Annotated in this window: 9 protein-coding genes and 2 pseudogenes; 7 read left to right on the forward strand and 4 right to left on the reverse strand. The window is 52.4% G+C overall.

What is annotated here, in order from left to right; translation table 11 throughout:
• Positions 1-511 precede the first annotated feature (511 nt).
• Together LKK83_RS04135 and LKK83_RS04140 are read right to left on the reverse strand one after the other, a co-directional pair.
• Positions 512-2329, reverse strand: coding sequence for a GAF domain-containing sensor histidine kinase (locus LKK83_RS04135; protein ID WP_324629614.1), 1818 nt, complete (start codon positions 2327-2329; stop codon positions 512-514).
• A gap of 222 nt (positions 2330-2551) precedes the next feature.
• Positions 2552-2782, reverse strand: a complete 231-nt coding sequence (locus tag LKK83_RS04140; protein WP_324629615.1) for a hypothetical protein — start codon at positions 2780-2782, stop codon at positions 2552-2554.
• Between the two features lie 592 nt (positions 2783-3374).
• Here LKK83_RS04140 and lepA point away from each other — a divergent pair.
• From lepA to LKK83_RS04160, 4 genes and pseudogenes are all read left to right on the forward strand, one after another.
• Positions 3375-5186 carry a translation elongation factor 4 gene (gene lepA, locus LKK83_RS04145; RefSeq protein WP_324629616.1) on the forward strand — a complete coding sequence of 604 codons (1812 nt, stop codon included), beginning with the start codon at positions 3375-3377 and terminating at the stop codon, positions 5184-5186.
• 157 nt (positions 5187-5343) lie between these two features.
• A pseudogene (locus tag LKK83_RS04150) lies at positions 5344-5775 on the forward strand (GDP-mannose 4,6-dehydratase); the annotation flags it as partial.
• 903 nt (positions 5776-6678) lie between these two features.
• Positions 6679-7272: pseudogene (locus tag LKK83_RS04155) on the forward strand (GDP-mannose 4,6-dehydratase); the annotation flags it as partial.
• 307 nt (positions 7273-7579) lie between these two features.
• Positions 7580-8959, forward strand: a complete 1380-nt coding sequence (locus LKK83_RS04160; RefSeq protein WP_324629617.1) for a UDP-glucose dehydrogenase family protein — start codon at positions 7580-7582, stop codon at positions 8957-8959.
• Between the two features lie 373 nt (positions 8960-9332).
• Here the strand turns inward: LKK83_RS04160 and chrA are convergent, their stop codons facing one another.
• Entirely contained in the window at positions 9333-10517 is a 1185-nt protein-coding gene (chrA, locus tag LKK83_RS04165; RefSeq protein ID WP_324629618.1) for a chromate efflux transporter, read from the reverse strand.
• Between the two features lie 377 nt (positions 10518-10894).
• Between chrA and LKK83_RS04170 the strand changes: the two genes are divergently transcribed.
• Positions 10895-12340: a hypothetical protein gene (locus LKK83_RS04170; protein WP_324629619.1), complete on the forward strand. Its 1446-nt coding sequence runs from the start codon at positions 10895-10897 to the stop codon at positions 12338-12340.
• Complete coding sequence (locus tag LKK83_RS04175; RefSeq protein WP_324629620.1) at positions 12337-13518, forward strand: ARPP-2 domain-containing protein; 1182 nt, start codon at positions 12337-12339, stop codon at positions 13516-13518. Before LKK83_RS04170 ends, LKK83_RS04175 begins: the two co-directional genes overlap by 4 nt.
• Positions 13519-13840: 322 nt before the next feature.
• On the opposite strand, the gene LKK83_RS04180 is transcribed toward LKK83_RS04175, so the two are convergent.
• A complete protein-coding gene (locus LKK83_RS04180; RefSeq protein WP_324629621.1) occupies positions 13841-14059 on the reverse strand; it encodes a hypothetical protein in 219 nt (72 codons plus the stop codon).
• A gap of 379 nt (positions 14060-14438) precedes the next feature.
• Between LKK83_RS04180 and LKK83_RS04185 the strand changes: the two genes are divergently transcribed.
• The gene (locus LKK83_RS04185; protein WP_324629622.1) at positions 14439-14615 is read left to right on the forward strand and encodes a hypothetical protein; all 177 of its coding nucleotides are present in this window, start codon (positions 14439-14441) and stop codon (positions 14613-14615) included.
• The last annotated feature ends 87 nt before the right edge of the window (positions 14616-14702 follow it).

Below are 14702 nucleotides of genomic sequence, written 5' to 3' on the forward strand. Positions count from 1 at the left end.
GGCGACTAAAGTCGCCGTTCGTTTTTCATCTACGTTTTAAAAAACGTAGCTTTCAAACTCTCGTTTTTCTTTCGTAAGCGGCGCGAAATAAATCGCGAGCGGAAGTTTGCTCAGTCATAAGTTCCAGTTTATGGTTTGTAGGTTTGTCCTTTCTTTAGGGTACAGGGTTGGGAGAATTGAGACTTGAGAAATTATGCCTCTGCGGGGTCATCAATTGTTAATTTGATATTTGTTGGGGCTTGCAGGGGGAATTGGCAGGGGGTTGGGAAGAGTCGGGCGTTTTCAGTTAGGGCAGTGGGCTGCTTGCCGGGGGATGAGCGGTTGGGTTTTCTTATACTTAGTGCTTTCGGTATAGGAGGCAGAGCCTCCGGGGGCGTTCCCAGGCTGAGCCAGGGAACGAGGCGGGTGAACTATACTTTGCGCTATATTGGAGGGAGAACCTCCGGGGAGCGTTCCCAGGCTGAGCCAGGGAACGAGTGTGAGGGTAAATGTGAGAGGTGGAGCGCGGGGCTTAAGGGTTGCGGGCGGTAGAGACCATCACTGGTTTTTGGTAAAGGGGGACGGTGAAAGTGACAGTCGAACCGAGTCCCTCACCCATGCTGTAAAAATTAACCATGCCACCCATTGCCTGCACCAGCTTTTGCGAGATAGCCAATCCCAAGCCGGTGCCGCCATATTGGCGAGTGCGCTCTCCATCCACTTGAGAGAAAGACTGAAATAATTTATCTTGTTTTTCCAGAGAAACGCCGATGCCGGTATCGGCGACGCTGACATTCACCATTGCGGGAAGCTCTCGCTCTTGAACCAGCACTTTTTTATCAAGAATTTCGGCAGAAATGGTGATGCCGCCTTCGTGAGTAAATTTAATGGCATTGCCCACTAAATTGAGCATTACCTGTAGCAGGCGTTGGTAGTTGCCAAAAACAACAATTTCGTCTTCGGTGGGGGGTAGTTGAATCTGGAAACTTAAGTGTTTTTGCCGGATCTGAGCGCGGGTATGATTTTTGACGATCGCGAACAACTCATCTAATTTTACCGGGGCCAATTCGAGCTGCATTTTGCCAGCCTCGATTTTAGCAATATCTAAAATATCGTTAATCAAATTGAGCAAATGCACGGCGGATTGATAGGCTTCGCGCACGAAATCTTTCACCTCTTGTTCGCTTTCCGCCATATCGTCCATAATCAGCTTGAGAAAGCCGATGGTGCCATTGAGCGGAGTGCGGAGTTCGTGGGAAGTATTGGCAAGAAATTGACTTTTGAGGCGGGAAACTTCTTCTGCTTGCTTGCGGGCTTTTTCCAATTCGGTATAGAGGGTGGCATGAGCGATCGCGGTACCCACTTGTTCCGCCAATTCTCGCACTAACTCGATTTCCGCATCACTCCAGGACCGAAAGCCGATTTTGTTTTCCCCACCGACTTCATCGGCGTTTCTTGCAGCAGACGCGGATCGTTCCAGACAGATTAACCCATTGGGGCGATCTTGGTAGCAAGTTGCCACCACCAAGCGGGCGGCGGGGGCGGAGTCGGGCAGTTGTGTCGCATCCTGCGTCACCGGCGATCGCATTTCCAGGGCTTGGCGCAAATCCGGGCGATCGCTCAGCCACAGTTCTCGACCCCGCATAGAGGGTAAAGGTGCGCGTCGGTACTCCGCCACCACCGACACCTTTTGGTGGCCCACCTGGTAAGGACACAGAATGCAGCGATCGACCCCCAACGCGGATCCGATGCCCTGCACCGTTTCTTCCCAAATCGTCTTTAAATCCAGCGATCGCCGGATTTTGCGCGCCATTTCCCCCAAAAGTTTTTGATACAGTTCCGATCCCGGAGGCAGGGTGCGCCGGATACTGCCCACAATGGTATCGAGGAGTTTTTGATGCAGATCCAACTGGGAGGGAGGTACGGGGGAATTGTTGCTCGGCGGATGGGCTTGTTCCTCGATCGCCCCCACTACATTAGGAAGCAAGCGACCCATGACCAGCACTTCCGTCGCTTCCCCCCTGGATTTTATCAGGGGAGTCACGATCAGTTCAAACACAAAGGTGCGATCGCCCAAGCGAAACGGATAGCTAAACCGTTCCGGGATCGAAGCGTTCAACACCCGCGCGATCCGTTCCAAATAGGGAGTAACATTTAACGGAGTAAAGCGATCGCTCACCGAGGTTCCCACCACCTCATCGCAATCGAGCTTCCACTCCCCTGCGCCATCCCAATAAAATGCGCGATAGAACCCAGCGGCATCTTGAATAAATGCCAACTCGGTTCCCAGGCTCTTCAACCAACTCGAATTGTCTTCAGGGATAGATGCTTGGTGTGTGGTGTGATTCACGGCGGTGGCTGGTCATCAGCGACAGGCGATTAACACAGGGAAAACCCGAGGGAGTGCCTCGGGAGCAATCAGCTTGCCCACCCCTGGGGAATCCATCCCATCCCGAAGAAGCGGGATATCGAAAAACCACCCAGTTTCATCCCCTTGACTCAACTCGGCGTTTGGTGGGCTTAGGCGTTCCGGTTCTGGAGTGCCCTTCGAGGCACTCAGGCAAAATTGACGTTAATCGTTCCACTCGCCGCGCGGGGGAACGGGGGGATTGCGCGTCAGGTTGCGCGTCAGTTCGTCATCGCGTTTGGAGTCCCCGCGCAGCCACTGTCTCAATGCAGTGTCGATGACTTTGCTCGGATCGTTGGTCAAATGCTGGACGCGATCGAGCAATTCGGAATCGATGTGGATCGAAATTTCCACTTTTTCCGCGTTGCGAATATTTTGCACAGCCTGGTCACTCATAAGTTTTCGGTTTTCTCAACACAAATAAGGGGTATGGAGCAGCTCGCTCGGAGTTTGCGCCCGGATCGGAGGAAGCGATCGGTTTTTCAATCTTACATGGCAAAAACATGGCAAAAAGCTGATGCTTGATTTAGTTTTCCCCAAAGTTGAGGCAGGCGATCGCATTTTACCCGCCTTTCGCGGCCTTTTCCCAGAGCGGTCTTTATCAAATTAAATTTGAGGATATAATTGATTTTAGCAGCCCCATTGCCGTTTTCGACCCCCGGACGCCTAACCGAGCGTGGGTGACTTGCCCCTGGGTGCGCCGCTCCCTAGGGACTTCCTCGGGAAATAAAAAGGCTAAAGGTTTCTTACCTTACCATAAAAATTCAATTTTGTCAAGAGCGATCGCCCTTCGGTGGCGGGAAAAACGCGATCGGCCCGTTGGGAAGCTGCCGCCGACGCCCAGAAAGTATTAAAATGTGTTAAGTATCTAGATGTCCAGGATTCTCAGGGAGTCCGATGGCACCTTTGGGTCTCGGGTTCGGCGATCGCCGTCGAGATCGAGTTTCCCCTATTCTCAATCAACCACAGCGCCTCTAAATATTAGCGTATGACCGACACTCCTGTTTCTCGCATTCGCAACTTTTCCATCATTGCACATATCGACCACGGCAAATCCACCCTGGCCGATCGCCTGCTGCAGGCAACTGGCACCGTGGAAGAGCGGGTAATGAAAAAACAATTCCTCGACAATATGGAACTAGAACGGGAGCGCGGCATTACCATTAAGCTGCAAGCGGCCCGGATGAACTATCAAGCCAAAGACGGGGAAAACTACGTCCTCAATCTGATCGACACCCCCGGGCACGTGGACTTTTCCTACGAAGTGTCCCGCAGTCTAGCCGCTTGTGAAGGGGCGCTGCTGGTGGTGGATGCCTCCCAAGGGGTGGAAGCCCAAACCCTAGCCAACGTCTATCTCGCCTTAGAACACGATTTAGAAATTATCCCCGTTTTAAATAAAATAGACCTGCCGGGAGCCGAACCGGAACGAGTCATCAACGAAATTGAAGAAATCATCGGTCTAGACTGTTCCGATGCCATTATGGCCTCGGCAAAAGAGGGCATCGGCATCGACGAGATTCTCGAAGGGATGGTGCATCGGGTCCCCCCCCCGCAAGATACCGTAGACCAACCCCTGCGGGCCTTGATTTTCGATAGTTATTACGACCCCTATCGCGGCGTCATCGTCTATTTCCGGGTGATGGATGGCACGGTAAAAACCGGCGATCGCATCCGATTGATGGCCTCGGGCAAAGAATACGAAATCGACGTTCTCGGCGTCCTCTCGCCCACCCAACATCCCCTCGATGCCCTTCATGCCGGTGAAGTGGGCTATCTCGCCGCTGCCATTAAAGCAGTGGAAGATGCCCGAGTCGGGGATACCATCACCCTCGCTAAATCCCCCGCCGCCGCCCCCTTACCGGGCTATAAAGAAGCCAAACCGATGGTCTTCTGCGGATTATTTCCCACCGATGCAGATCAATTTGAAGATTTGCGCGAAGCCCTCGATCGCCTAAAACTGAATGACTCGGCCCTCTCGTTCGAACCAGAAACCTCCAGCGCGATGGGCTTTGGGTTCCGCTGCGGATTCTTGGGACTGCTGCACATGGAAATCGTCCAGGAACGCTTGGAACGCGAGTACGACCTGGACCTAATTACCACCGCCCCCTCGGTAATCTATCGCGTCACCCCCATCGAAGGCGAGGAAATTTACATCGACAACCCGAGTATGCTCCCCGCGCCCAACGAACGGGAAAAAATCGAGGAGCCTTACGTGCGCGTGGAGATGATTACCCCGGAAACCTACGTGGGCACCTTGATGGAATTATGCCAAACCCGCCGGGGGGAGTTCGCCGATATGAAATACCTCACCCCGGAACGCACCACCTTGGTGTATGAGTTGCCCTTGGCGGAAGTGGTGACCGATTTCTTCGACCAAATGAAATCGCGATCGCGCGGCTATGCCAGCATGGAATACCAGTTTATCGGCTATCGGGAAAATCCCTTGGTGCGGATGGATATCCTGATCAACAACGATCCGGTGGATGCCCTGGCCATGATCGTCCACCGGGATAAGGCATATCCCGTGGGCCGATCGCTGGTGGAAAAACTCAAAGAACTGATTCCGCGCCATCAGTTTAAGGTTCCCCTGCAAGCAGCGATCGGCTCTCGCGTCATTGCTAGCGAACATATCCCCCCCCTGCGGAAGGATGTGTTGGCCAAATGTTATGGCGGCGACATTTCCCGGAAGAAAAAGCTCTTGCAAAAACAAGCCAAAGGTAAAAAGCGCTTGAAGGCGATCGGCACCGTGGATGTCCCCCAAGAAGCCTTTATGGCAGTGCTGCAACTCGATCGCGGTTAGCCCCCTCACCCTTCGCCCGGCCCGATCGCGTAAAGATTTAATTAATTTTGCGCCCCAAACCGCGAGTCGGGGCGCTTTTTGTCTGATTTTTCGATTAAATGTAATTGCATGCCACACTTTTGTAGGATGGCCTTACCCTTTTAACGAACACCAGCTTATGAGAATTCTAGTCACGGGTGGAGCAGGTTTTATTGGTTCCCATCTCATCGATCGCTTAATGACCCAGGGACATGAAGTCCTCTGCTTGGACAACTTTTTCACTGGCGATAAGCGCAATATCCTCAAATGGATGGACAACCCCTACTTCGAACTGATTCGCCACGATATCACCGAACCGATTCGTTTGGAAGTCGAGCAAATCTATCATTTGGCTTGTCCCGCCTCCCCAGTTCACTATCAGTACAATCCGGTCAAAACCATTAAAACTAACGTGATTGGCACCCTGCACATGCTGGGATTGGCCAAACGGGTCAAAGCCCGGATTTTACTGGCGTCCACCTCGGAAGTGTATGGGGATCCCGACGTCCACCCGCAAACCGAAGCCTATCGGGGCAATGTCAACACCATTGGCATCCGCTCTTGTTATGACGCGCAAACCGAGATTTTAACCGAAACCGGCTGGGTGCCCTTTCCCCAGTTGCAACCTGGCATGCCGGTGGCAACCCTCAATTCCGACAATCAAGTGGAATACCACGTCCCCGATGAGTATCTGGTGCAGCCTTATGTGGGGCATTTGCTGCGGTTTGCCGATTCGCAATTCGATTTGTGCGTGACGCCGAATCACTGGATGTACGCCCAACGCGAAAGCAGCGATCGCCCGGAGTTCGTGCGCGCTGACGCCCCGCAATCCTGGCATTCCTGGCGCGTCCTCACCGGCGCTGAGTTTGCCGGTGTGGAACGAGAGTGGTTTGAATGGCCCTCCTCTCCGTCGGAGTCTCGGGGTGCAACCCAGGCGGTCCGCATGGATGATTGGCTCGAGTTCCTCGGTTACTATCTCTCCGGGGGATCCGTGCAGGTGCGCCACCAACCTCAAGCGGTGGGCGATCGCGGCGTTCCCTTGGCTGACTCTAACATCTTAATTGCACAATCTCATCCAGAAAATCGCGCCAAAATTTCCCAGTGTCTCCAGCGCTTGGGGGTGACTTTCTTTGCCGCCGACAAGCATCAATTGAGCATTTCTAGTCCCCAATTGACTCAAACTCTTTTGCCTAAAGGTGATGCGGAAAAACCTTCAATTCCTCGCGAATTTTTAACCTTATCTCGCCGTCAATCGTTGATTTTGTTCGACGCTTTGATGATGGGGGCACAAGTGCAAGAAAGCGGCTATGTTTATTCCACCGCTTCCCAACAACTCGCCGACGAAGTGCAGGAATTGGCAATGCGTTGCGGTTATACGGCTTCCGTGATTTCTCAGACCGGCGATCGCCCGCTTTATCGGGTTCATATTCAACCCCAACAAACGGCAAAGTTAAGCTCTCCCGAAGCAGTCCGTTATGCGGGTAATGTTTACTGCGTTAACGTTCGCAATCATGTGGTATTGGTGCGGCGCAACGGACGGGCGGCGTTTTGCGGCAACTGTTACGATGAAGGCAAGCGCGTGGCGGAAACCCTCTGTTTTGATTACCACCGCCAAAATGATGTAGATATTCGCGTGGCTCGCATTTTTAATACCTACGGGCCGAGGATGTTGGAAAATGATGGACGGGTGGTAAGCAATTTTATTGTGCAAGCTCTGCGCTCGATTCCGCTGACGGTGTATGGCGATGGGCAGCAAACGCGCAGTTTCTGCTATGTGTCCGACTTGGTGGATGGGTTGATGCGGTTGATGAATGGCGATCGCATCGGTCCGGTGAATCTGGGAAATCCGAGTGAATACACCATTTTACAATTGGCGGAAAAGATTCAGAAAATGGTCAATCCGGATGCGGAAATTCAATTTAAGCCCCTACCCCAAGATGACCCGCGCCAGCGTCAACCGGATATCACCCGGGCTAAAAATTGGCTGAAATGGCAGCCAACGGTACCTCTGGATGAGGGATTAAAGTTAACCGTAGAGGATTTTCGCGATCGCCTGATATCGGAGTAGACCGAGCGGGCAACCTGTTTATAGGAGCAAAGGAAAGCGTTCTTTCGGAAGAAGTGGCTTTCTGTGCTTGGAGTATAATCGCGATCGCGTCAGGGTGCAATTCAAACACAGACAATCGGATAAAGGTTCTCGGGCGCAGGGGTCGCGATCGCGCCACTGGCACAGGGAACCGATCTCCTGCGCTATGAGGTTACGATGGAAAAAAAGCGGGTCTGTATTGCCTGCAAGCTGCTGTTTTTCCCGGCGTCTGTTAGGATGCCCAACCCTTTATCTTGCATAATTTATATCAATTGGAGGATTTCCCCTTATGCGGGTTTGTGTAATCGGTACCGGATACGTTGGTTTAGTCACCGGCGCTTGTTTGGCCCACACGGGTCACCACGTCATTTGTGTTGACAATAATGAAGAAAAAGTAAAATTAATGAAATCCGGACGATCCCCCATTTACGAACCGGGATTGTCGGAAATCATGCAAAAATCCGCCAGTGAAGACCGTCTCGAATTTACCGGCGATTTGAAATACGGGGTCACGAATAGCGATATCCTGTTTATCGCCGTGGGTACCCCAGCACTCCCCAGTGGGGACAGCGATACCCGCTATGTGGAAGCAGTTGCCCGGGGAATTGGCACTCATCTCAATAAAGGCTACAAAGTCATCGTTAATAAATCCACGGTTCCTATCGGTTCCGGTGACTGGGTGCGGATGATCGTCCTCGATGGACTCGCAGAACGGGAACACTCCGATACCAGTGGCGATGAAACGGCGAAGCGACTCGGCATCGAGTTCGATGTGGTGAGTAACCCCGAGTTCCTCCGGGAAGGGTCGGCGGTTTACGATACCTTTAACCCCGATCGCATTGTGTTGGGCAGCAATGGCAAACGCGCCCTGCAAATGATGCAGGAACTCTATCAGCCTATTGTGGAACGCAAGTTTGCTGAAGACGCCTCGATGCCTCCGGTCTCCGTGGTACTCACGGATCTCAGTTCCGCTGAGATGATTAAATATGCCGCAAATGCTTTCTTGGCAACCAAAATTAGCTTTATTAATGAAATTGCCAATGTCTGCGATCGCGTCGGCGCTGATGTGGTGCAAGTGGCAAAAGGCATCGGCTTAGATACCCGCATCGGTACGAAATTCTTACAAGCAGGCATCGGTTGGGGCGGTTCTTGCTTCCCGAAAGATGTCTCGGCAATGATCCATACCGCCGACGATTATGGCTATGACGCTCAATTGCTGAAAGCTGCCGTTGACGTGAACAAGCGTCAGCGTCAAATTGCGATCGAAAAACTCCAACACGAACTCAAAATCCTCAAAGGCAAAACCATCGGTCTGTTGGGATTGACCTTCAAACCCGATACCGACGATATGCGCGATGCCCCCGCCCTGAATCTCATCGAACAGCTCAACCGCCTCGGCGCAAAAGTTAAAGCCTACGACCCGATTGTGTCTCAAACCGGTATCGGTCAAGGCTTCACCGGGGTGGTGGTGGAAACTGACCCCCACCGCCTCGCCGATGGCTGCGATGCTCTGGTTCTGGTAACAGATTGGCAACAGTTTGAAACCCTGGACTATGAAAAAATGGCGAAACAAATGATTAACCCGGTCATTATTGACGGGCGCAATTTCCTCGATCGCGAGAAGCTGGAAAAAATTGGCTTCCGCTATGTGGGCATCGGACGCTCTTAAGCGTTAGTCCCCACCTCCACTCGTTCCCCCCAGGGGGGAACGCCTCTCCCTCGACTCCGCCGCCCCCAACTCGGGCGCTTTTTTTTGTCTCACTTTTTTCGCCGCCACTGCCGCGATATTATATCTCAATGTCTCACATAAGCGGTGCGGATTTTCTCACTTTTTTTTCGCCGCCACTGCCGCGATATTATATCTCAATGTCTCACATAAAAGCCCTAGCCCGATTGACCCCGTTGCCTCCAATTTATCCTGTGGGTGCGTGACGCCCCGGATGCCAGTGGGTTATCCTCCCAGTGATTGCGTGAGGGGCGTCACGCACCCTACCCATTCAAAATCTGCGGTTGCTGAGCCAGGGTTTGCCTTTGAGCCGAAATTATATAACGCTATTCAACAGGAATCCCACCACCGCGCCGCCCAATACCAACCATGCGGCATTCACCCGCCAGCGAATTGCTAAAATTGCCGCGATCGCCGCGATCGCCAGCGCCACCCCATCCACTGCCGGTAATACCCCCACCGGGGTCTCGATGGTACCGCGCCAGAGGGCAATTTTCCCCAGTTGCAGCGTCACCACCGCCATCAGCGCCACCGCACTCACATTCACCGCATCCAAAAACCCTGCGGTCCACTTCCACCCTCGCAAGCGCGGAATGAGCGTCTCGAGCAGCAATACAAATAAAAATGAGGGCAGAAAAATACCCACGGTGGCTACAATTGCCCCGGGAATGCCAGCAATTATATAACCGATAAAAGTCGCGGTGGAAAGTACCGGTCCGGGGGTGAATTGCCCGATCGCGATCGCATCTAAAAGTTGCTGCTGCGTTAACCACCCCTTTTCCTCCACCAGTCCCCCTTCTAAAAAGGCAATCAGCACGTAACCGCTACCAAATAAAACGCTGCCCACTTTTAGGAACAATAACCCTAATTTCCACAACCCAAAAGGTTCCCCCGCAATCGGCTTTTGCGATAACAAAATCGGTATCGGAAATGCGGCGATCGCCCCTTGAATCCCTCGCGTATTCCAATTCAACCACAGGGCACCCAATACTCCCCCCAATAACAATGCTAGCACTTCATTTAACCCCAATCCCACCGCAATCCCAGTGGCGATCGCTACCATTAACAATTGCCGCGACTTTATCGCCTTTTTCCCTAACCGCCACAGCGCCGCCAAAATCACCGCTAACACCGCCGGTTTAATCCCATAAAGCAACGGTTCTACCTGGGGCAATTGCCCAAATGCCACGTAAATCCAGCCAAAAAAAGCCGTAATCAATACCGCCGGCAAAATAAAACAAACCCCCGCCACAATTAAACCCAAAACTCCACCGTAAACATACCCCACATGAATCGCCATCTCCGTAGAATTCGGACCGGGAATCAGATTGGTTGCCCCTACCAAGTCCAGGAATTTCTCTGCAGTTAACCACTGGCGACGGTTCACTACTTCATCTTCCATCATCGCAATATGTGCCGCCGGACCCCCAAATCCAATCACACCCAATTTGAAAAACAATCTCCCGATTTCAGCGAGTCGTTGCCCGGATATCTGGTTCATTCTACCTGCTGATGTACCCAAAATTTACAATTTCTGTATTGTACGCGCAGAAGGTTAAGATTCGGGTAAGGGCGATCGCTTCCCCCGCTTCAAAACCCCCCCCCACTAAAACCTCCCATCCCACCAATGACAATCCCCCCGTCGGCGTGCTAAGCTAGTCTCAGCTAGCCAGCGGGACTTTGGTGCGACTTCCGGACTAACCTCTGAAGTTACACTCTGTCAGTCGTGCCGCTATTCCCCTAGCTAGCGCCTCTTAAGCCATCCTAAAACTTATCAAACTTCAAAAGGGACAATTAACCATTCAAAAAATATTAATCACCACCCACCAACAACCAACAACTAACAACTAACAACCAATAACCAATAATCAACGACAAATGACCAATGACAAAGGACAAATAACAAATGACCAAATCGAACGAGAAGATTTGGTGATGTTTATCAATGCCTGTCTTGCCTGTAGCGGGCAGCGGGAATTTTACAGCGCAGCAAACTCCCAAGGCGTCTCGATTGATTTTTTACATGACTATATTTTAGGCAATTATCGATTATTATACGCTAGAAGTTTAGCGGCGGGTATCAATCATTTTAATCGATCGCAAATTATTTTAAAGCTCTTGGCAACCGGGCGGGATACTCCACCAGAACACCGCCAGGAAGAAGGGCAATTAATTGCAGCGGCGTTGGCGGAATTGCCGCCGCAACGGGCGTGGCGGGTGTTGGCAGAAATTCGCCGCCGAGGGATTAATAACCGTCGCAGTCGCGCGATCGCCCGGAATTACATAAAAAGCCGCCAGGATATCGCTTTTCAGGCGGTGAAATATCGCTCGAAACTGCGGGCGATCGCCACTCACAATCATCTGAAATTCGACCCGGAACTCGCAACGTTTTTATTCAATCCCACGAAAATAAAAGCCTATCAAACCGAGATATTCGAGCAATATCGCCAAGCGAATTACAATCGCGAAGCAATTTATGCTTTACCCTTTACCGTGGCGGAAGGATTTGCGGCGAAACATGGTATTTCACGGCAGATTTTCCTCGATCGCATTCAGGATAAAATGACGCCCGGGGAAAAATTGCGCTGGCAAAACGCAGGCGATCGCGCCGCAACGGCGATCGCGGTGGACTTGGGAAAAATGCCCCTCACCAAATTAGCTCTCTACGTGCTATCGTTACCTTTAAAAGAGAGAGGCGATCGCGCCGCAACTTTGCACGCCGCCCTGGCATCCGCCGCCCGCCATACCCTGAACTCCTCCCCCCTGGAACTTCCCCGGGTGGCGGCGGTGCTCGATCGCAGTTATTCCGCCTGCGGTTCCACCGAAAAACGCCGGCGTCCCCTGGGCGTTGCCCTGGCGGCACATTATCTCCTGAAAGCCGCAGCGCAAGAGTATCGGGATTTTTGGACTGTTCCCGTATCCGACGCACTTTTCGTCACCCCCCGGGGGCAAACTGACTTAGCCACGCCGTTGCTGGATGCGCTAGAATGGGGAGCGGATTTAATCGCGATCGTCTCTGATGGATGCGAGAATGACCCTCCCGGTGGCGCAGCGCAAGTGCTACAACTCTACCGCAGAAAGTTCGACCCAAAGCGTCGCACTTCCATCGTGCATTGCAATCCAGCATTCGATACCGAGGATTTTCTCTTGCGTTCTCTCACCGCCGCAATTCCTACTGTGGGATTGCGCGATGCGGAAGATCTGCCCACTATGCTAGGATTTGCCCGATTTGCCGAAGGTTCCGCACCTTTATCCGAGTTGGAAGCATATCTCGCTTCCCGGGTGCGTCATCTGCTCGATCGCTTAAGGGAGAAAATGTTATGAGTCGCAAAACGCCATTGTTGGACAACTTATCTTTGCGCGGGTTGCAGATTGCCCCTTCCCAGGTGTGCGGAAGCATTCGCCTGGTGCCTTTGTTACGATCGCATCCCCGCCGGGACCTGCGCTTGGAACGCCGCAATTACGACGAGAATCTGGCGATCGTTGCCCTGGATGGGGACATGATGAATCCGGATATGATGTATGTTTCCTATGTGCCCCACGGATTGGTACTCTCTTGGGGAGAAGGCGGTGGCGCAGAAGTGGCATTCGGCACGAAAATGCAGGGGCGGGATGGGAAGGTGTTCCACTGCGGATGTGCGAAGTTGCGCCTGATGCACCGGATGACCAAACGGGAAAGTCGCGATCGCCTGCGGTTTTTACCCTTGCACTTGGCAATGGAGGGGTTTTTGGGCATGTTCTTTTCCGGTCCGGCGATCGCCTGGGAGGAGTATTCTCGCCAAGCGCTTTCTCACGGATTGGGTTGCCGGTGGGAACTGTCATACAGCGGGCGGGCGATCGCCGGCTTTGAAGATGCCCTGCGCCTGTTTGAAATTCACGAAGGTCAAGTGGGCCTCTTGGTGTTTGTCGCCGATACCCTCGCCTCCGCTTTTATCGTTCCCAACCCCCAAGATTATCGCGCCCTGCATACCTCTTTGCTGGAAGATTTTTACGGCGAATTGATTTATCAATATGGCCTATTATACGATACCACATTTCCGATGGATATGGCCATTGATGAAAGAAAAATTAATAATTTAAACCAGTTACGCACTGCTGTGGCTGATTTGCGATCGCAGTGGGGCAAATTTCACGGATTTATGGCCACAGATTTGTTAAATCGCGCCGTGAATAGTCGGCGAGTTTACAAGTTAGGCCCGTTTGGCTTGCAGCGGTTTATCACCGACCTAGACCCAGGACGGGAAAACCATATCGGCGAGGCGATCGTTAGCGATGATGGCGAAATTCAATACTTAAAAACCTATCGCTTATCCGCCGCCCAAACCCGGCGAGTGTATTTGTTAAGTCAACTAGCAAAATATCAGTGGAATTTAGACGTCACCGCCCGCGAATTGGGTCAAGAAACACACGAGTTTGTGTTGCGCTTAGATAAGGCAGGGTTTGGGTATTTGTTCAAGCAAAATGTGTTAGAATTAGCCCGAAAGAATGCCAAAAAGCGGTAACTTCCAACAAATAGTCCGCGTCGGCGGAGTATAGCCCTTCGGGCATGGCTTCGCGCTTTGCTTGCCAAGGCGCGATTTCAATCGCCCGCCTAATCCTAATCCCCCACCCGATTTGGCTCCCCTCACACATGGTGTCGGTGCGTGACCCCCCCGATTCCATTTTGCGATTTTCCCGCCCATTGACTGCGGGGGGTCACGCACCCTATGGTTGACTGCGGCTTGTCTTCATTGCCTTCGCAAACTCGGGATCTGTGGCTAACTGTGAGGATATGCCTACCGCTTCATACAATCCTATCGAATTTTCCCACTTTGTTTGACTATTTCACACAATGTCTGTAAAATCGGCACGGCTGAGTTTGGCACCGCTGAGGTTGGCACGGCTTGAGCAGGTCCAGCAGTCCTGCACCACTTCTGCCATCTCGAAAACCGCCTGACCCGCTTCGGAGCCAGTTTTCACATCTTCCAGGGTTTCGCCCCAGTTGATGTCTCGAATATCGGTTTTGAGCCACTTCCTGAGCCACTTCCATAGTGTTATCGCCATCGATCGCCACCTCGGTTAACGTACCATTTTGCCATTATGGCACAGGTATTGTCCTGATGGGTTGGCAGCGTCGATCTGTATAGCATCTTCGGTGCAGCGCTCTCCCGTGAAAAGAAAAGGGGGCACTTGCGGCGCAAAATTATCTCTGCTCTCCTGCTGAAGGGCGCACCGGTGCCCCCGAGGAAAAAATCATCCGCCCGATCGCCCCTCACGCGGCTTTTTGCGTTTCCGCCTTCACCACCAACCATCTGCCCGTCGCCGGATCGCGATAAGTGATAAAAGGATTTTGCCGCAGTTTTTTGCTTTGAGTCGCCATTGTCAGAACCTCTCGAACTTCACTGTATCTTCATCTTATTTCCCCTCCGGCAAGCAGGCGGTGATGGAAACAACCCCAACCTGCGATCGCGATCGCATCCCCCCCCAACTCAGCCCGCAAATGATTTTGCACCGCGATCGGGGGAGAGACAGTAAAAGCATTGCAGTGGGTTTCAACCGACTCGAGCCATTAGTGTTGCGAGGCACTCACAGTAAAAGCATTGCACTCACCCGACGATAGGCGCGTGGGCTCAAAACCCACGCCTCATAGCTAAAGCCGGTTAGAAACCGGCTGAAAACGTTATCAGAGAAGCATTTCAGTCGGTTT

Origin of the sequence: Phormidium sp. CCY1219 (assembly GCF_035615515.1) — a bacterium.
Lineage (GTDB): Bacteria > Cyanobacteriota > Cyanobacteriia > Cyanobacteriales > Laspinemataceae > CCY1219.

What these genes read in the sequence shown, in the direction of transcription:
- LKK83_RS04140 (WP_324629615.1), bottom strand. Translation starts at nt 2,782, where the DNA reads ATGAGTGACCAGGCTGTGCAAAATATTCGCAACGCGGAAAAAGTGGAA.
- lepA (WP_324629616.1), top strand. Translation starts at nt 3,375, where the DNA reads ATGACCGACACTCCTGTTTCTCGCATTCGCAACTTTTCCATCATTGCA.
- LKK83_RS04160 (WP_324629617.1), top strand. Translation starts at nt 7,580, where the DNA reads ATGCGGGTTTGTGTAATCGGTACCGGATACGTTGGTTTAGTCACCGGC.
- chrA (WP_324629618.1), bottom strand. Translation starts at nt 10,517, where the DNA reads ATGAACCAGATATCCGGGCAACGACTCGCTGAAATCGGGAGATTGTTT.
- LKK83_RS04170 (WP_324629619.1), top strand. Translation starts at nt 10,895, where the DNA reads ATGACCAATGACAAAGGACAAATAACAAATGACCAAATCGAACGAGAA.
- LKK83_RS04175 (WP_324629620.1), top strand. Translation starts at nt 12,337, where the DNA reads ATGAGTCGCAAAACGCCATTGTTGGACAACTTATCTTTGCGCGGGTTG.
- LKK83_RS04180 (WP_324629621.1), bottom strand. Translation starts at nt 14,059, where the DNA reads ATGGCGATAACACTATGGAAGTGGCTCAGGAAGTGGCTCAAAACCGAT.
- LKK83_RS04185 (WP_324629622.1), top strand. Translation starts at nt 14,439, where the DNA reads ATGGAAACAACCCCAACCTGCGATCGCGATCGCATCCCCCCCCAACTC.